At 60.0% G+C, this 15,340-nt stretch carries 19 protein-coding genes; 7 read left to right on the forward strand and 12 right to left on the reverse strand.

Going from position 1 to position 15,340, the window contains the following annotated elements; genetic code table 11:
* Positions 1-35 precede the first annotated feature (35 nt).
* Both ACZ1HH_RS11525 and ACZ1HH_RS11530 read right to left on the reverse strand, forming a co-directional pair.
* Positions 36-1,097: an NAD(P)H-dependent flavin oxidoreductase gene (locus tag ACZ1HH_RS11525; RefSeq protein ID WP_472636694.1), complete on the reverse strand. Its 1,062-nt coding sequence runs from the start codon at positions 1,095-1,097 to the stop codon at positions 36-38.
* A 179-nt stretch (positions 1,098-1,276) separates the two neighbouring features.
* Positions 1,277-2,182: a LysR family transcriptional regulator gene (locus ACZ1HH_RS11530; protein WP_011539779.1), complete on the reverse strand. Its 906-nt coding sequence runs from the start codon at positions 2,180-2,182 to the stop codon at positions 1,277-1,279.
* A 209-nt stretch (positions 2,183-2,391) separates the two neighbouring features.
* Between ACZ1HH_RS11530 and ACZ1HH_RS11535 the strand changes: the two genes are divergently transcribed.
* From ACZ1HH_RS11535 to ACZ1HH_RS11545, 3 genes are all read left to right on the forward strand, one after another.
* Positions 2,392-2,724 (forward strand): NIPSNAP family protein, encoded by a 333-nt coding sequence (locus tag ACZ1HH_RS11535; protein ID WP_011539780.1) that lies wholly within the window; start codon positions 2,392-2,394, stop codon positions 2,722-2,724.
* Positions 2,721-3,077: an antibiotic biosynthesis monooxygenase family protein gene (locus ACZ1HH_RS11540; protein ID WP_472636695.1), complete on the forward strand. Its 357-nt coding sequence runs from the start codon at positions 2,721-2,723 to the stop codon at positions 3,075-3,077. Before ACZ1HH_RS11535 ends, ACZ1HH_RS11540 begins: the two co-directional genes overlap by 4 nt.
* A gap of 266 nt (positions 3,078-3,343) precedes the next feature.
* Positions 3,344-3,931: a LysE family translocator gene (locus ACZ1HH_RS11545; RefSeq protein ID WP_472636696.1), complete on the forward strand. Its 588-nt coding sequence runs from the start codon at positions 3,344-3,346 to the stop codon at positions 3,929-3,931.
* A 7-nt stretch (positions 3,932-3,938) separates the two neighbouring features.
* On the opposite strand, the gene ACZ1HH_RS11550 is transcribed toward ACZ1HH_RS11545, so the two are convergent.
* The 4 genes from ACZ1HH_RS11550 to ACZ1HH_RS11565 are packed head-to-tail and all read right to left on the reverse strand — an operon-like array spanning position 3,939 to position 7,064.
* The gene (locus ACZ1HH_RS11550; protein ID WP_487320285.1) at positions 3,939-4,997 is read right to left on the reverse strand and encodes an OmpA family protein; all 1,059 of its coding nucleotides are present in this window, start codon (positions 4,995-4,997) and stop codon (positions 3,939-3,941) included.
* A gap of 20 nt (positions 4,998-5,017) precedes the next feature.
* Positions 5,018-5,590 carry a peroxidase-related enzyme gene (locus tag ACZ1HH_RS11555; RefSeq protein WP_472636699.1) on the reverse strand — a complete coding sequence of 191 codons (573 nt, stop codon included), beginning with the start codon at positions 5,588-5,590 and terminating at the stop codon, positions 5,018-5,020.
* 29 nt (positions 5,591-5,619) lie between these two features.
* Entirely contained in the window at positions 5,620-6,345 is a 726-nt protein-coding gene (locus ACZ1HH_RS11560) for a GNAT family N-acetyltransferase (protein ID WP_472636700.1), read from the reverse strand.
* The gene (locus ACZ1HH_RS11565) at positions 6,342-7,064 is read right to left on the reverse strand and encodes a competence/damage-inducible protein A (RefSeq protein ID WP_011539786.1); all 723 of its coding nucleotides are present in this window, start codon (positions 7,062-7,064) and stop codon (positions 6,342-6,344) included. The genes ACZ1HH_RS11560 and ACZ1HH_RS11565 overlap by 4 nt, the downstream gene beginning before the upstream one ends.
* A 120-nt stretch (positions 7,065-7,184) precedes the next feature.
* On the opposite strand from ACZ1HH_RS11565, the gene sfsA reads away from it, so the two are divergent.
* Both sfsA and map read left to right on the forward strand, forming a co-directional pair.
* The gene (sfsA, locus tag ACZ1HH_RS11570; RefSeq protein WP_416369067.1) at positions 7,185-7,883 is read left to right on the forward strand and encodes a DNA/RNA nuclease SfsA; all 699 of its coding nucleotides are present in this window, start codon (positions 7,185-7,187) and stop codon (positions 7,881-7,883) included.
* Positions 7,884-8,066: 183 nt separating this feature from the next.
* Positions 8,067-8,882 carry a type I methionyl aminopeptidase gene (map, locus tag ACZ1HH_RS11575; RefSeq protein ID WP_472636701.1) on the forward strand — a complete coding sequence of 272 codons (816 nt, stop codon included), beginning with the start codon at positions 8,067-8,069 and terminating at the stop codon, positions 8,880-8,882.
* Between the two features lie 154 nt (positions 8,883-9,036).
* Here the strand turns inward: map and rsmD are convergent, their stop codons facing one another.
* On the reverse strand, positions 9,037-9,594 hold the full coding sequence (rsmD, locus tag ACZ1HH_RS11580; protein ID WP_011539789.1) for a 16S rRNA (guanine(966)-N(2))-methyltransferase RsmD: 558 nt from the start codon (positions 9,592-9,594) through the stop codon (positions 9,037-9,039).
* Entirely contained in the window at positions 9,591-10,802 is a 1,212-nt protein-coding gene (locus ACZ1HH_RS11585) for an NAD(P)/FAD-dependent oxidoreductase (protein ID WP_416369070.1), read from the reverse strand. Before ACZ1HH_RS11585 ends, rsmD begins: the two co-directional genes overlap by 4 nt.
* Before the next feature lie 122 nt (positions 10,803-10,924).
* Here ACZ1HH_RS11585 and ACZ1HH_RS11590 point away from each other — a divergent pair, with 122 nt between their 5' ends.
* Positions 10,925-11,410: a peroxiredoxin gene (locus ACZ1HH_RS11590; protein WP_011539791.1), complete on the forward strand. Its 486-nt coding sequence runs from the start codon at positions 10,925-10,927 to the stop codon at positions 11,408-11,410.
* Positions 11,411-11,459: 49 nt separating this feature from the next.
* Entirely contained in the window at positions 11,460-12,329 is an 870-nt protein-coding gene (locus tag ACZ1HH_RS11595; RefSeq protein ID WP_416369071.1) for a CHAD domain-containing protein, read from the forward strand.
* Positions 12,330-12,473: 144 nt separating this feature from the next.
* On the opposite strand, the gene ACZ1HH_RS11600 is transcribed toward ACZ1HH_RS11595, so the two are convergent.
* The 4 genes from ACZ1HH_RS11600 to ACZ1HH_RS11615 are packed head-to-tail and all read right to left on the reverse strand — an operon-like array spanning position 12,474 to position 15,248.
* On the reverse strand, positions 12,474-12,770 hold the full coding sequence (locus ACZ1HH_RS11600) for a 4a-hydroxytetrahydrobiopterin dehydratase (protein ID WP_011539793.1): 297 nt from the start codon (positions 12,768-12,770) through the stop codon (positions 12,474-12,476).
* Positions 12,767-13,954 carry a GNAT family N-acetyltransferase gene (locus ACZ1HH_RS11605; protein ID WP_487320286.1) on the reverse strand — a complete coding sequence of 396 codons (1,188 nt, stop codon included), beginning with the start codon at positions 13,952-13,954 and terminating at the stop codon, positions 12,767-12,769. The genes ACZ1HH_RS11600 and ACZ1HH_RS11605 overlap by 4 nt, the downstream gene beginning before the upstream one ends.
* Positions 13,955-14,001: 47 nt before the next feature.
* A complete protein-coding gene (locus ACZ1HH_RS11610; RefSeq protein WP_472636703.1) occupies positions 14,002-14,778 on the reverse strand; it encodes a glycerophosphodiester phosphodiesterase family protein in 777 nt (258 codons plus the stop codon).
* An 8-nt stretch (positions 14,779-14,786) separates the two neighbouring features.
* A complete protein-coding gene (locus ACZ1HH_RS11615; protein ID WP_011539796.1) occupies positions 14,787-15,248 on the reverse strand; it encodes a RidA family protein in 462 nt (153 codons plus the stop codon).
* Positions 15,249-15,340 lie beyond the last annotated feature (92 nt).

Raw genomic sequence — 15,340 nt, forward strand, 5'->3', positions numbered from 1 at the left:
GGGTCCTCCTCGCCCGACGCAGAACACGCCACATCTTAGATTGTAGCGGCAAGTTCAGCCATCAAGGTCTGCACCAGGGCCTGCGCGGGCATAAACCGAGCGCGATCTGCGCCCATGCCAGCCCACTGCGCGCCAAAACTGCTGACGCCCTTGGCCGTTGCTGCCGCATTCAGGGCTTTGCCAAGATCATAAGCGCATGGGTAGGCTGGAATTTCTGCAACCGGGACATCTGAGGCCCATTCGGTGAAGGCATTGCTGAGACATCGCGCCGGGCGACCGGAGATCGCCGCGGTCATCACCGTCTCATCTCCAAGCGCCAGCCTGTCCCGATAAGCAGCATCGGCGTTGCTCTCGGGGCAGCCGATAAACGCGGTGCCGAGCTGTGCCGCGACTGCCCCCGCCGAGAGCGCCCGCGCGATCTCCGCGCCCGTCATCAGGCCACCGGCTGCGATCACCGGCAGGGTGGTCTGTTCGGCCAGCACCGCAACCAGTTCCAGCAGGCCAAGGCGTGCATCCAAGGCGCCAGGTTCAAAAACACCCCGGTGGCCGCCGGCCTCCCACCCTTGTGCTATGATCCCATGCAGCCCCGCCGCTTCGATCTGGCGGGCCTCCTCCAGCGAGGTGGCGCTCGCCAGCAGTGTTAGCCCTGCGGCCTTCATGGCGCTGATCTGATGGGGCTTGGGCAAACCAAAGTGGAAACTCACCACCGCAGGCCGCAGGTCCAGCACCGCCTCGAGAAATGCGTCTTCATCCCGAAAACTGATATATATTTCAGATAGCTCTTTGGGTGGCTCCGCCTGCATGCGGGCAAACAAAGGCGCGCTGCGTTGGATCCAGCGACCCTCGATCTCAGGGTTGCGCTGCGGCGTCTGATGGCAAAAGAAATTCACATTGAAGGGCCCATTGGTCAGATGCTGCAGCTCTTCGATCTGCTTGCGAGTCGCGCTAGCATCCAGGGCCCCCACCCCGATCGAACCAAGCGCGCCGGCGTCCGTCACTGCTGCCGCGAGTCTCGGAGTGGAGACCCCGGCCATCGGCGCCTGTATCAGCGGCAGCGAAATCTCAAGACGATCTAGAAAAGCCTCTCCCTTGGTCATAGCAACATCCCTTCGCCGTGTGATCTCGATTGCCATCACAATGGCTCAATGCAGCCGGGAAGGCCACTCCGACAGGGCCGGAGAAAAAAGCCCCTCGCTTTTCGGGCGAGGGGCAAGTCTTTCGAGGGAGTCTTGAATTGACCTTGCGGTCAGGGAGGAAGGAGATCGCACGTGGCGACCTACCAGGTTTCCATGCCTTTTTCGGCAAAGGCATGAACGAGAAAGTCAATGAATGCGCGCACCTTGGGTTGGGTAAAACGCCCCGGCGGGTAAACCGCATAGATCCCGAGCGTTTCGACTGGCAGCGAGGGCATCACGTCCTCAACCAGTCCTTCGGCCTTGGCCTCAGCGTAAAGATAGCTGGGCAGATAGGCGATCCCCAAACCAGAGATCGCTGCGTTCAGGAGCGACTGGCCATCGTTCACCGAAAGCCAACCTGTCGAGCGCACCTGTCGCTTCTCGCCCGAGGGCGCGGTCAGCTTCCAGACGTTGCCGCTGGACTGGTTGGAATAATGCAGGAGCTTGTGCTCGTTCAGATCATCGATCTTCTGCGGTCGGCCATATTTTTCGAGGTATTCGGGGGCGGCCACCATCCGCTTGGTGGTCTCTGTGAGTTTGCGCGCCCGAAGTGAGCTGTCTTCCAGCTCTCCGATGCGCAACGCCATGTCAAAACCTTCGGAGATCAGCTCCACGAAGCGATTGTTGAGCACCATGTTGACCGTAATATCGGGAAAATCGCGCAGGAAATCCGACAGCACCGGCGAGAGGTGGTTGACCCCAAAATCTGTCGCTACGGAGATCCGCAGAAGCCCGGAAGGCGCAGATTGCATCGAGGTGACCAATGCATCGGCCTCTCCTGCGTCATTCAGCACCCGGCGCGCGCGATCATAATAGGCAAGGCCGATCTCGGTAGGAGAGACCCGCCGTGTGGTGCGGTTCAACAAGCGCGCGCCAAGGCGCGCTTCGAGACTGGACACATGTTTGGACACAGCCGACTTGGAGATTCCCATCTTCTTGGCGGCGTCGGTGAAGCCACCCTGATCCACCACATTGGCGAAGGCTTCCATCTCGGTCAGTCGGTCCATCTCGCTTTCCTCGTCGCACATTCTGTATCTTGCTCTTCTTGCGCTGCAAATCGGGCAAGAACGGGGCGCGCTTGGGATAATTGCGGGGTTTTCGCCGGATCGTTCGGGTTCAGGAAACAGGGCGCGAAAACACTTCGCTACAGGCCGAAACCTTCGGTCTCCGGGTTGGTGTAGCCAGCACAGGCACCTGAAACACAAAGGAAAGACCAATGCTGACATGTGTTATCCGTTATCAGATCGACCCGACCAAACAGGATCAGTTCCGCACCTATGCGCAAAACTGGGGGCAGGCGATTCCGCGCAATGGCGCAGAGCTCATCGGCTATTTTGCCCCGCATGAGGGCTCCACGACGCTCGCCTATGGGATCTATTCCATTCCCTCGCTGGCCGCATACGAGGCCTATCGCGCCCGCCTTGCCCAAGATCCTCTCGGTCGAGAGAACTACGCATTTGCGCAAAAGGAAAAGTTCATTTTGCGCGAGGACCGCACATGGCTCACACTGGCGTCCAATCCCCACGGCAGCGCAGGAGACAGAGCGTGATTGCAGTCATATTCGAAGTTACCCCCGCAGACGGCATGACCGACGCCTACCTCGATCATGCAGCAACGCTGCGGCCCCTGTTTGAGGATATGGAGGGCTTTATCTCAGTGGAGAGATTTCAGAGTCTCACGACGCCCGGCAAACTCTTGTCGCTGTCCTTCTGGGAAGACGAGGCGGCGCTGGCGCGCTGGCGCAAGATGGAGAAGCACCGGGCCGCGCAGGCAAAAGGACGGGGCAGCTATTTTGCGGACTACCGGTTGCGCGTGGCAGGTGTGATCCGGGACTACGGCATGATGGAGCGTGAGCAGGCCCCAGAGGACAGCCGCGCCCTGCATGATCGACCCGGGACATAAAAACGGACAACTGACCGTCGGTCAGGAATGCATCACAGATCCATCAAACTCCCGTTCGGGGCCGCACCACGCTGCGGTCGCTGCCCTTATGGCGCCGACGTGTCTTCGGCGCGCGCACAGGCGCCTGCGAGGGGGGCACCGGATGCATAGAGCCGCTGGCGCTTGGCAGCGGGCACGCCTAGAATGCGCAAGCTTCGGGTCGGCATGGGATCAGACACTGTGGCAGAGGAGACAGATCCCATCTGTCTCTCGTCGGAGAACTAAGCTTGATCCTGCCCCTTATGATTTTTCTGGCGCCGCTCGCCTATAGTCCGGGACCGGGCAATCTCTTTTTCGCCGCAGCTGCCGCCAGACTAGGGCTGCGTGCGACCCTGTTGGCCCTGGCCGGATATCACATTGCCACCCTCATCATCACCCTTGCGATCGGGATGGGCGGATTTGCTGCTCTCGCGCAACGGCCCATGGCCTTCGAGATCATCAAGACCACGGGCGCAGCCTATGTCCTCTGGCTGGCTTGGCGGTTTTTTCGCGCCACTCCGATAGAGGGGGACCAACCGCAATCAACTGTCCGCTTCTCCGACGGGGTTTGGCTGTTGCTGCTCAACCCCAAGGCTTATGTGATCATCTCGTTGATGTTCTCGCAGTTCCTCTCGCTTGATGCTGGACACAGATGGCACGAGATCTGGATCATCAGTCTGGTGTTTACGTTGAACAATCTTCTTGCATTCACAGTTTGGATTCTTGCGGGGACGCAACTGCGGCGCGTCTTTTGCCATTCTGTGCAAGCGCGAGGGATCAACACCGCCTTTGCATGCCTCTTGGTCGGGATCGCAATATGGATGTTTTTCGGATGATGTGTGCTCAGGGGCGCACCAGAACCGCCTCGACGCGGCGGTTGATCTCGCGACCCTCCTCGGAAGTGTTGGGCGCCAAGGGGGCCATGTATCCGGCCCCTGCCACCTGAATGCGCGCACCTTCGACCCCGTAGCGCGTGATCAAACGCTCGCGCACGCTTGCGGCCCGGCGTTCAGAAAGCGCGATATTGCCCTGCAGCCCCCCAACCGTATCGGTGTGACCCACGAGCAAGATGACCGCGCTTTCATGATCGCTCATGAAGGTCGCAAGGTGCTTGAGGCTATCATAAGGCCCCTCGCCCACCTGTGCCGACGCCGTATCAAATTCGAGATCCAGCAGCGGGACATGGCCCTGCAACTGCAAGACATCCCGAAGAGCGCCGGTGCTCAGGCTGCCACCCTTCTTGATCGCATCAACGAGCAGAGCTTGTTCCAATCCGTTCTCGGTATTGCTTGCGGCACCCTGTGCGCTGGCATCCGCTTGGATGGTGTCGCGGTCCACAGGCTGCGTGCTGGGGCCCAGTGCGGGCAGCGTTTGCGGGCGCAAAAGATGCGCCGGGTTATGACGCTCTATGACTTGAACGTATATGGAGCCCCCCAGCCGGGACACCAGAAGCGACACCGCCGTCCCGGATTGAGGCTCCTGCGCTGAGAGAAACTCGTAGTTTGAAAGGTTGACTGCCATATCCGGTGCAGGGATCACCTCGATCCCAAAGCGAAACCCAAACCCGCCGCAGGCCTGCGCCGTGCAGGCGTAGACCTCCTCAAATCCTCGCGCGGTGAGCGCGTCCCGGATTGGCGCAAGCACCTCCAATGGGCTGAGGTCCGCGTCGATCCGCCAACTACGCCGATGAACCCGCCCTTCAAGGGCTCGGGTGGGAACATCATCGCCGGACACCGGACCAATGGGCAAAAGCAAGGTATCAAGCGGCGTCTCTTGCGTGCGCAACAGCTCCGGTGCGCCGGGCAGAGGGATCTCGACCGTGGCCGCCTGCACGGCACCTCCAAACAACACGACCGCCTTGGACGCAAAAGACAGCGCAACAAGCGCAGCCTTCAGATCCATGAGAGAGCCAGCCTTCGTGGTCACCGAAACTGCCCGTGGTATTCTGCGTTTGGCATCATGGCAGTGGCGCTGGCGACACGGTTTGTCATGTTGAAGAAGCCGGTGACATTGGCAATGTCCCAAATGTCACGATCGTTGAAACCGTGGCTGCGCAGCACCTCACGGTCAGACTCTTCGACCTCGGCGCTTGCGCGGGTCATCTTGGCTGCGAAGTCCAGCATCACGCGCTGACGCGCATCCAAGGGGGCAACACGATAGTTCATCACCAGCATCTCGCCCAATTGCGGATCTCCGGACAATTGTCGCACTGCCGCACCATGGGCTACGAGGCAATAAAAGCATTTGTTGATCGAGGAAACCACAACCGCGATCATCTCGCGCTCCAGCTTGGAGAGTTGGCTCTCCCCAAGCATCAGATCATTATACATCGCCGTGAAGGCATTCAGCTTCTCGACGTTAAAGGCATAAGCCTTGAGCACATTTGGAACCATGCCCAGCTTCTCTTGGCAGATCTCAAAATACTTCTGTGTCTCGGCGGGAAGTGGATCAGCCATGGGCAGGTCGAGCGCGGTTGGCTCCTTTGGTTTCGTCATTTCAACGCCCTCCTCCGGCGCGTGGTCTTCTAGCGTTTGATCCGGTAGTGATAACCGCCAGACTGCTGCATCCCCAGACGGGCATAGAGCGCATTGGCGCCAGCATTGGCACGGGTACACAGGACCGCAAGCTCGGTTGCGCCTTGCTCGGCAGCCCAATAGGCGGCTTGCCGCATCATCCAAACGCCCATGCCCTTGCGCCGTTGATGCGGCAGGATCTCAAGCGCATGCAGCATCGCAATACCTTCATGCACCCCGACAAAGGCTGCCCCTGCAGGTTTATCGTCCCAACGCCCCAAGAGCGAAGTCTTTGGGCGAGTTGCCCGCTCCATGATGGCCAGACGTTCAGGTCCAATGCCACCAGTGGCCCAGATTTCTCGCTGGATGGCCAAGGGCTCCCACAGGCAAAACGTCGTCACCCGCGGGATTTCGACATCCGTCAGCATTGACGGTGCGACCGTCCAGAGGGCGACCGGGTCCATCACCGCATAGCCCAAGCGTTCCAACTGACCGTCGAGCGCGTCTTGCCCATCGCGGATCATAAACAGGCGCGGCTGGTCGAAGTCCTGCATTGCCGCTTCGGCTTGGGCGATCTGGGCGTCACTCACCAAGGCGTCGCAGGTTGCGGCACTCACACGGCTCCCTCCGCCTGCACCGACGCGTAAAGTGATATCGCCAAGCTTTTCGCACCGCAGACAAGGCCATGTGGCCTCTACCACATCATAATATTTGGGATCGGTCTGCGGCTCTGTCACACGCCGAGATCCCGTGCAAGCTCTGTGATTGCGGCGTCCACACGCGCGCCTTCTGTTCCGCGCACAACGACATTGGCGCCGAAAGCACCGTTGACCTGAAACGGGTAGCAGCCAATCGAGAGGTCGCCAAATTTTTCTGCCAGCGCCGACAAGGTCGCGGCAATCTCGCCCTCCCCGCGCTCCACACGCAAGGTTTGACTCAGTAGGGGCTTACCCCCAGCCAGAGTGGCCAGAACGGTTTCCACCATTGCCTGAAACACCGCCGGCACCCCCGCCATTACGTGAACATTGCCCAAGGTAAAACCGGGCGCGCGCGATACGGGATTGTCAATCAACGCGGCCCCATCGGGTATGCGGGCCATGCGCAAACGCGCCTCGTTCAGCTCTGCGCCTGTCTTGGCGTAATGCTCTTCGAGGATCGCGCGGGCATCGGCGCGCACATCAATCGCGGCCCCGAAAGCCTCGGCAATGCAATCTGCGGTGATGTCATCATGCGTGGGGCCAATCCCGCCAGAGGTAAAGACATGGTCATAGGCCCCTGACAGCGCTTTGACGGCAGTAACGATTGCAGCCGCGTCGTCGCTCACCACGCGGACTTCCTTTAGGTCAACGCCGTGTTTGGCCAATTCGCCAGCGAGATAGTACATATTTGCATCGCGTGTGCGCCCAGACAGTATTTCATCCCCGATCACAAGCATCGCGGCGGTGGGGTTGGGCATGGCTCGTCTCCTGTGAGTTTTGCGGCGTCCACCAAGAGGATAGCCGCCCCGACAGTCGGTGCAAGCGGATTGGGCCTCTGACGCTTTGACAGCGCGCGGAATATGGCCCATCACCACGGCATGAGATTTCCGACCCCCTTGATCCCCGCGACCTTGATCAAACGCTACAAACGCTTTTTGGCGGATTGCCGGCTTGAGGACGGCCGCGAGATCACGGCCCATTGCGCCAATCCAGGCTCGATGATGGGCTTGGCCGAGCCGGGCATGCGGGTCTGGCTGGAACCCAACGACGACCCGAAGAAAAAGCTCAAATACGGCTGGCGGCTGGTGGAGCATACGAATGGCAATTTCACCGGTGTCGATACATCTGTTCCAAATCGTGCGCTCAAAGCCGCGCTGGAGGCGCACGAAATTGCAGAATTCGCCGCCTACTCCGAGGTTCAGGCCGAGGTGAAGTACGGGCAGAACAGCCGGATCGACTTTTTGCTGACGGATGCGAAGCTGCCGCGGTGCTATGTCGAGGTCAAAAGCGTGACACTGTCACGCCAGCCGGGCCTTGCGGAGTTTCCCGATAGCGTCACCGCGCGGGGGACCAAACACCTTCGCGAACTAGCAGCTATGGCGGAAGCCGGCCACAGGGCCGTGATGCTCTATCTCGTTCAGCGTACGGATTGTGACCGCTTTGCTCTCGCCGCTGATATAGACCCAGCCTACGCTGCCGAGTTCGAAACCGCCCACGCCAAAGGCGTTGAGCGGCTGGTGATCGGCACCACCATCACGCCAGAGGGCGTAAAAATAGGCGATATCCTCCCGAGCTAACCCCAAAAAGACGCCTCTGTCGCGGAGCCGCGCGCAGCCCTCGACCAGAGGCGTTTCGCCCAAGATCCGAGCAAAACCACCGCATTTCGGTCCTCGGGGCAGCGAAAGAGGCACCGCTGCCTCTGGCTCTTTGGCGATGAAACCCCTAAATAGCAGTCAAACAAACGTGATGGAGCACGCCCAATGAGATCCAAGACCGGCCGCACCACCAAAGACGGCATCCGCATCTATGAGCAAGCCGACTTTGCTGGCATGCACAAGGCAGGTGCGCTTGCGGCCAAGATTTTGGATGACATCGCAGCGCATGTGTTTCCGGGCCAGACCACAGGCGAGATCGACCGGATCATCACCCAGATGGTCGAGGATGCCGGCGCGACCTCGGCCACCATCGGCTACAAAGGTTACCAGCACGCAAGCTGCATTTCGATCAACCACGTGGTGTGCCACGGCATTCCCGGGGACAAAAAGCTCAAGGACGGGGACATTCTCAACATCGACGTCACGGTGATCGTCGATGGCTGGTTTGGGGATACCAGCCGCATGTATGTGGCAGGCAAGCTGCCCCGCAAAGCGGAGCGCCTGATCCAGATCACCCATGATGCCCTTATGAAGGGGATCGAGGTGGTCAAGCCCGGCAATACCTTTGGTGACATCGGTCACGCGATCCAGTCCTATGCGGAGAGCCAGCGCGTGAGCGTGGTGCGCGATTTCTGCGGTCACGGCCTAGGTCAGGTCTTTCACGCCCCGCCAAACGTCCTGCACTACGGCCGCCCGGGTACTGGGCCGGTGCTCGAAGAGGGCATGTTCTTCACCATTGAACCGATGCTGAACCTTGGCCGGGCCGAAACCAAGGTCTTGGCCGACGACTGGACGGCTGTGACACGCGATAAATCGCTGTCGGCACAGTTTGAACATTCTGTTGGCGTGACATCTGACGGGGTAGACATTTTCACGCTCTCGCCCGCAGGTCGGTTTCACCCGACGTACGACAAAGACTGACCTTGACGGGGCAAGGGGCGCCGCCCCTCTGGCCCTTTCGGGCCATTCGCCACGGGATATTTGAGGTTAGAAGAAAGCCAAGCCTGCACCCCAGTGCAGGCTTTTTTGTTGGCCTGTGTGGTGATGCAGCGCTGCAAGGCGGCGGGTGTGACCGCTAGGTACCCTGCGACCAGAGAAACGTCACGTGCGTGTCGCCGTATTTGCGCTGATCGTCCAAATCAAACCCCTGAGGTGGGGTCATGGGGGCGCTCTCTTCCCAGACGACAAGCGCGCCGGGTGCAATCCAGCCGCCGTCCCGCAGCGCGTCGAGCGCCTTGTGCCCAAGCGATTTTCCGTATGGCGGATCCAGAAAGACGAGATCGTGACCCTCGGCTGGATTTTGTCCGAGCTTTAGCGCGGAGCGGCGCAGGATTTGGCAGCTTTCGCCAGCGCGACACAGGTCAATGTTTTTGCGGATCAACCCCTGCGCCACCCGACCATCATCGACAAATGCGACGCTCTCGGCCCCGCGCGACAAGGCTTCGAGGCCCAGCGCGCCCGTCCCGGCAAAGACGTCCAGGACCCGCGCGCCCGAGACATCCATCTTGTGCGCCAAGACATTAAACAGGCTTTCGCGGACCCGGTCGGTGGTCGGGCGCAAATGCGCGCCCGCATCGCCCTTGCCAACGGAGGCAAGGGCGCGGCCCCGAAACGCGCCGGCAATGATCCTCATGCCTTGAGGAGCGGCTTCAGATCCGCTTCGGGATCGGCCACAATCGCCTTGTCCGCCGTTTTGCCGGCTTCGATCAAGCGTTTTGCCACCATGTAAGCGCGTGGATCATTCATTGCATCCACGGCCACCAGTTGATCCCCGGTGTAATACCAGAAGGACATGGAGCCATCTGCGCCCTGACGCGTCACAACATTGTCATAGCCTGAATTCAGACCCGCAATTTGCAGTTTCACATCGTATTGATCCGACCAGAACCAGGGCGTAGCCACATAGGCTTTTTCTGCCCCTAGGAGATTTTCCGCCACCACTTCGGCCTGATCAATCGCGTTTGGCACGCTTTCCAAGCGGATTCGCTGGCCCTTATACGGAAAGGATGCGCAATCGCCAGCGGCCCAGATTGCCGGATCCGAGGTGCGGCCCAGCTCATCCGTGCGAATGCCGTTTTCGATCTCGAGCCCCGCGTCTGCGGCCAGTTCAGAGGCTGGGGTGATCCCGACACCAACGACCACAAAATCTACATCGAGACGGGTGCCATCCGCCAGCACCGCGCAGGTCACCTTGCCTGCGTCTCCCTCCAGATGCGACAGGCCCACGCCCTCGCGGATGTCTACACCTTGCGCGCTGTGCAGCGCGCGGAAGTAATCGGAAGTCTCTGGCGCGGCGACTCGTTGCAGGATGCGGTCCGCCATTTCAACTAACGTGACTGATACACCCCGTTTGGCGCAGACCGCGGCCGCCTCAAGGCCGATATAACCGCCGCCGACAATCAATGCGCGCGCGCCATCCGTAACCGCGGGGGCCATCGCGTCTACATCCTTAAGGTCGCGCACAACATGCACACCGCCCAAATCGCCACCGATGGCAGCAGGCAGGTGACGTGGTTGCGACCCAGTCGTGAGCACAAGCTGATCATAGGACAGCGTTTCGTCGCCGATTTGCAAAGTCTTTGCAGCCGCGTCGATCGCATCCACCTTGGTACCAAGACGCAGGGTGATGTTGTTCTCGGCATAAAAACTCTCGGGCCGCAGAAACAGGCGCTCAAGTTCCATTTCACCCAGCAAATAGGCCTTGGACAGCGGAGGGCGTTGATACGGGAGCACCTTCTCGGCACCGATCAGGGTGATCTCACCGTCAAATCCGCATTTGCGCAGCTTGGCAACCAGGGAGGACCCTGCCTGACCTGCGCCAATCACAGCGATATGAGTCATCTGGGCTCTTGTCTCCTGATGCAGTTGATATACCGTTCGAGCGAACCCTACATGGAGGGCGCGCCGGGATGCAATTGTACAAAATCGCCAGGGCGCCCCAGAGAGCATAAAGGATCGACCACATGATATCTGTTGGAGACAAACTCCCCGAGGCCACCTTGACCCGACTGGGCGCCGAAGGCCCCGAAGCGGTTGCGATCCAAGACCTCGCCAAGGGGCGCAAGCTGGCCATTTTCGCTGTGCCGGGCGCCTTTACTCCCACTTGCCACTCTGCGCATGTGCCGAGTTTCATTCGTACCAAGGACCAGTTTGCGGCCAAAGGCGTTGACGAAATCATCTGTATCTCAGGCAACGATCCCTTCGTCATGAAAGCCTGGGGCGAGGCCACCGGGGCAACCGAGGCGGGAATCACCATGCTGGCAGATGCGGAGTGCAGCTTTACCGATGCAATCGGGATGCGTTTTGACGCGCCACCAGCCGGGCTCATCGGGCGTTCCAAACGCTACGCAATGATCGTCGAGGATGGTGAGGTAAAAATCCTGCACCTCGAAGAAAGTCCGGGAACATGTGAAGTGTCTGCTGGCGAAGGGCTGCTGGATGCGTTGTAATCGGGTCAGTTCGAACCGCCCGTATTGCTAAGGCTTTGTACAAAGACGAATGACTGACGCGCACAGCACCGCGAAGCACCCCGCCGCGATTATGGCCGAGGTACTGGATGAAATCGACGCCGCGCGCGCCTTCGTGGCGCGCGACGATTCCTTTGACAGTGCACAGGCACTGAGGGTGGCGCTCAGGCGATTGCGTAGCGGGTTGACCCTTTTTCGCCCGATGCTTCCCACCGAGCACAACAAAGCCCTCCTTGAAGAGGCGCGCTGGCTGGCAGCAGAGGTCACGCGTCTGCGGGATCTCTACTTGCTATGGCAAGATACATTGACCCCGGCGCGCGTCGCCTTGCCGGACAACACCGCCTTGCAGAGCCTCGAGGTGCGCGTCCTCAATCGCATTGAAAAAGAGCGTCAGCAGCTTCGCACGCTGCTCGAGAGTGACCGGGTTCAAGCGCTGATCGCGCAGGGAAACGAAATGCGCGACACTGAGTTCTGGAAGCCGGCTGCGCATAGTCCTGAGAAGCTCGAAGATCTCTGCATCGAGACCCTTGATTTGCGCCTCAGCCAGGCTCTCAAGCATGGAGAGACCCTGAAACGCCTGGATTCCCAGGCACGCGACAGCTTCCGCAAGAGCCTGCGCAAGCTGCGGGCGACGGCTGAATTTACTCAGTCGATGTTTCCCTCAAAAAAGACCAAAGCCTTTCTCAAACAGCTGAAAAAACTGTTGGATTCCATGGTCGCAGCGCGCGATGCAAGTGCCGTGCGTGACCGGCTCGAGGATCTGATGCAAGATATGGAAGAGGGCTCGGCAGAGCGCCATATCGCGCAGGAGTTGATCAAAGCCAAAGAGGCAGGGGTCGGGCTCGATCACAAGCGATTGCAGAAGCTCTGGCGCGCGACGGTTGGCTTGCCACTTCACTAACCCCTGGCGCGGTGCCCGCGTGGCGCAGCGCCTCGATGCTTAAACACCGTCTCTGACCTGAAGAACGCGATGAGACTGCGCGCTGGCTGCCTAGCGCCTTCCGATCTGGCGCACCTGTTGTGTCCTTACCGCTCTCTGCAAGAGCTAGGAGGTCAGACCATCCATCTTTCGGGCGAGCTTTGCATCGAGGGAGCTCACCCCGCCGACGTCATGGGTGGTCAGAACAACCGTCACTTTGTTGTAGATATTGCTCCATTCTGGATGGTGATTCCATTTTTCCGCCCAGATCGCGGCCTTTGTCATGAAGGCAAAGGCCTCCACAAAGTCCGCAAACTCATAGGTTTTTCGAATCGCATCTCGTCCTGTTTCAAGTTCCCATCCCGTAGCGAACAATGGCTCCAGCAGGGGGCCTCGGGTTTCATCGGAAAGCTTCTCGGTCATTCCTGTTCCTCCACATGGGTCTTCTTGAACGGCCCATAGGAGGTGAGGATCTCGATCTCTTCTCCTACGGCAGCCCGTTCTGCCTCCAGATATTGTTCGATAGCTGCACGAAACCCCGGATCTGCGACCCAATGCAGGCTGTGGGTCTCGGTTGGCAAATAGCCACGCGCCAGTTTGTGCTCGCCCTGCGCGCCAGCCTCGACCCGATCCAGTCCCATCTCGATGGCAAGATCGATCGCCTGATAGTAGCACAGCTCAAAGTGCAGGCAGGGGTGATGTTCCATGCACCCCCAGTACCGGCCATACAACGTCTTGGCCCCGATAAAGTTCAGCGCACCCGCGACCGGCACGCCGTCCCGCTCAGCCAAGACCAACGCCATGTCCTCGGCCATTGTGTCATGGATGATTTCGAAAAACGCACGCGTCAGATAGGGCGTGCCCCATTTTCGGCTGCCAGTATCTTGATAGAACCGCCAGAATGCATCCCAATGCTCGGGACGCAGGTCTGCGCCGGTGTAGGTTTCGATACTGCCGCCAAACCCCTGGGCCTGTTTGCGTTCCTTGCGGATGTTCTTGCGCTTGCGAGATGAGAGCGCCGCCAAGAACGCCTCGAACCCCGTGTAGCCGTCATTGAGCCAGTGAAACTGCTGAGAGCTGCGTGACATCAGGCCGATTTCACGCCCGGCCTCAGCCTCGTCGGAGGTGCAGAATGTCACATGAAGAGAGGACAGCTGATTGTCAGAAGCCAATTGTACCGCGCCCTGAAGCAAGGCGGAGATACCGATTTCTTCATAGCCTGGACGCACAAGAAATCTGCGTCCGGTGGCCGGGGTAAACGGCACCGCGACCTGCAGCTTTGGGTAGTAGCGCCCCCCCGCTCGCTCATAGGCATGCGCCCAATTGTGATCGAAAATATATTCGCCCTGACTGTGCCCCTTGGCATAGAGCGGCGCGCAGGCGACCAGTTGCCCATCGAGATAGCAGGTAAGGTACTGCGGCTGCCAGCCGGTCCCCTGCCCTACCGAGCCGCTGTCTTCGAGCGCGCTCAGGAACCGGTGCGTGGTAAAGGGATCAAGCGGTCGCCCGCCGGCCTCAGCCTCTGGGCAGGCACAGGCGTCCCAGTCCGATGCCGCGATCTGCGACAGGCTGCTCAACACCTGGATTTCGATTTGCGCCTGATCCATCTTGCCCCCGTCGTCTTCTTCCCTATTTGGGCGCCGGACGCGTCCGATCAAGCGCCGAAGGCAGAAAGATAGTTTTCAAACGTGACGTTATCGACGAGACCCGCGATCTCTGCCTCCTGCGCCGGAGTGCGTAGGGTCCAGGACAAGACGGGCACCCCAGCGGCGCGCAGGCTGCGCACCCGGTCACAGCCCACGTCACTCGCCTCGTGACTGATAAAGCTCGCGCTGACACGCTCGAAGTCCGGAATGTCTCGCAATTCGTCGCAGCGCGCCGGCGACAGCGGCGCCCACTCGAGCGGATCATAGGCGCTAGTGGTCAGGCCCCGCGCCAAATGGGGCGCGAGCCGCGCCACTTCGGCCATGCTGTTGGGATTAAAGGACATGAGCGCGACATCGCCCTGATAATCGCGCAAATCCGCAATCGCTGCAGCCTCCAGCGCCCCTACATTTGTCCCCATCGCGCCGTCCTGATCCTTGATCTCGATCAGAAGCGGCACCTGCCCGGCCACCAGTTCCAGAACTTCGGCAAAGCTTGGGATGCATTCACCGTCCCCATGACGCAGCGCGATAGTGCCGAGCTCCACCGCGGTGCGCGCGCGAACGGGACCGGTGGCATCCGTCAACCGGTCGAGTTCATCATCGTGAAAGACCATCGCCTGCCCGTCGGCGGACAATTGCAGGTCGATTTCGATGCCATACCCCGCCGCGATTGCCGCGCGGATGGCGGCGCGGCTGTTCTCGGGGCAATTTTCGTCAAGACCATGCAGCGCTCGATGCGTGATCGGGCGCTGCAAAAAGGCCAAAGGCAGGCGTGGGGCTGTCATGAGGGGTGTCAGACTTCGATTTCAAACACGCCGTCGATCTCGACCGCGACACCCATTGGCAGCGACGGCGAGCTCACAGCCGAGCGCGCGTGACGGCCTGCATCGCCAAGGATTTCGACCAAAAGATCGGAGGCACCGTTAACCACCTGCGGCTGCTGCGTGAAATCGGCGGTCGAGTTCACGAAGGCGCCCAGTTTCACAACGCGCTTCAGCTTGCCGAGGTCGCCCCCACAAGCCGCCTTGACCTGAGCCAACAGCGACAGAGCGCAACGTTTTGCCGCGGCCTGACCCGCTTCGACATCGAGATCCGCACCGAGACAGCCGGTGATCAGACCATTCTCATCCGCAGAAATCTGTCCAGACACATAGACCATGTTGCCGGACACGACAAAAGGCACGTAGTTCGCAGCCGGAGCCGGGGCCTCTGGCAGGGTCAGACCGAGGGATTGCAGTTTCGCATCGATGCTCATGATTGGGCTCCTGTATCAACGTCCGTGTGTCATTTCGCCGGACGCTACAGTGGAAGCCTCAGCGGGAAAAGAGGCAAATGCGACCCCTTTGG

It is taken from the genome of Epibacterium sp. HA2-3 (assembly GCF_055693725.2).

Bases quoted from the DNA above. Each gene is read 5' to 3' on its own strand.
- ACZ1HH_RS11525 (WP_472636694.1), bottom strand. From the start codon at position 1,097: ATGACCAAGGGAGAGGCTTTTCTAGATCGTCTTGAGATTTCGCTGCCG.
- ACZ1HH_RS11530 (WP_011539779.1), bottom strand. From the start codon at position 2,182: ATGGACCGACTGACCGAGATGGAAGCCTTCGCCAATGTGGTGGATCAG.
- ACZ1HH_RS11535 (WP_011539780.1), top strand. From the start codon at position 2,392: ATGCTGACATGTGTTATCCGTTATCAGATCGACCCGACCAAACAGGAT.
- ACZ1HH_RS11550 (WP_487320285.1), bottom strand. From the start codon at position 4,997: ATGGATCTGAAGGCTGCGCTTGTTGCGCTGTCTTTTGCGTCCAAGGCG.
- ACZ1HH_RS11555 (WP_472636699.1), bottom strand. From the start codon at position 5,590: ATGACGAAACCAAAGGAGCCAACCGCGCTCGACCTGCCCATGGCTGAT.
- ACZ1HH_RS11565 (WP_011539786.1), bottom strand. From the start codon at position 7,064: ATGCCCAACCCCACCGCCGCGATGCTTGTGATCGGGGATGAAATACTG.
- sfsA (WP_416369067.1), top strand. From the start codon at position 7,185: ATGAGATTTCCGACCCCCTTGATCCCCGCGACCTTGATCAAACGCTAC.
- map (WP_472636701.1), top strand. From the start codon at position 8,067: ATGAGATCCAAGACCGGCCGCACCACCAAAGACGGCATCCGCATCTAT.
- rsmD (WP_011539789.1), bottom strand. From the start codon at position 9,594: ATGAGGATCATTGCCGGCGCGTTTCGGGGCCGCGCCCTTGCCTCCGTT.
- ACZ1HH_RS11585 (WP_416369070.1), bottom strand. From the start codon at position 10,802: ATGACTCATATCGCTGTGATTGGCGCAGGTCAGGCAGGGTCCTCCCTG.
- ACZ1HH_RS11590 (WP_011539791.1), top strand. From the start codon at position 10,925: ATGATATCTGTTGGAGACAAACTCCCCGAGGCCACCTTGACCCGACTG.
- ACZ1HH_RS11595 (WP_416369071.1), top strand. From the start codon at position 11,460: ATGACTGACGCGCACAGCACCGCGAAGCACCCCGCCGCGATTATGGCC.
- ACZ1HH_RS11600 (WP_011539793.1), bottom strand. From the start codon at position 12,770: ATGACCGAGAAGCTTTCCGATGAAACCCGAGGCCCCCTGCTGGAGCCA.
- ACZ1HH_RS11605 (WP_487320286.1), bottom strand. From the start codon at position 13,954: ATGGATCAGGCGCAAATCGAAATCCAGGTGTTGAGCAGCCTGTCGCAG.
- ACZ1HH_RS11610 (WP_472636703.1), bottom strand. From the start codon at position 14,778: ATGACAGCCCCACGCCTGCCTTTGGCCTTTTTGCAGCGCCCGATCACG.
- ACZ1HH_RS11615 (WP_011539796.1), bottom strand. From the start codon at position 15,248: ATGAGCATCGATGCGAAACTGCAATCCCTCGGTCTGACCCTGCCAGAG.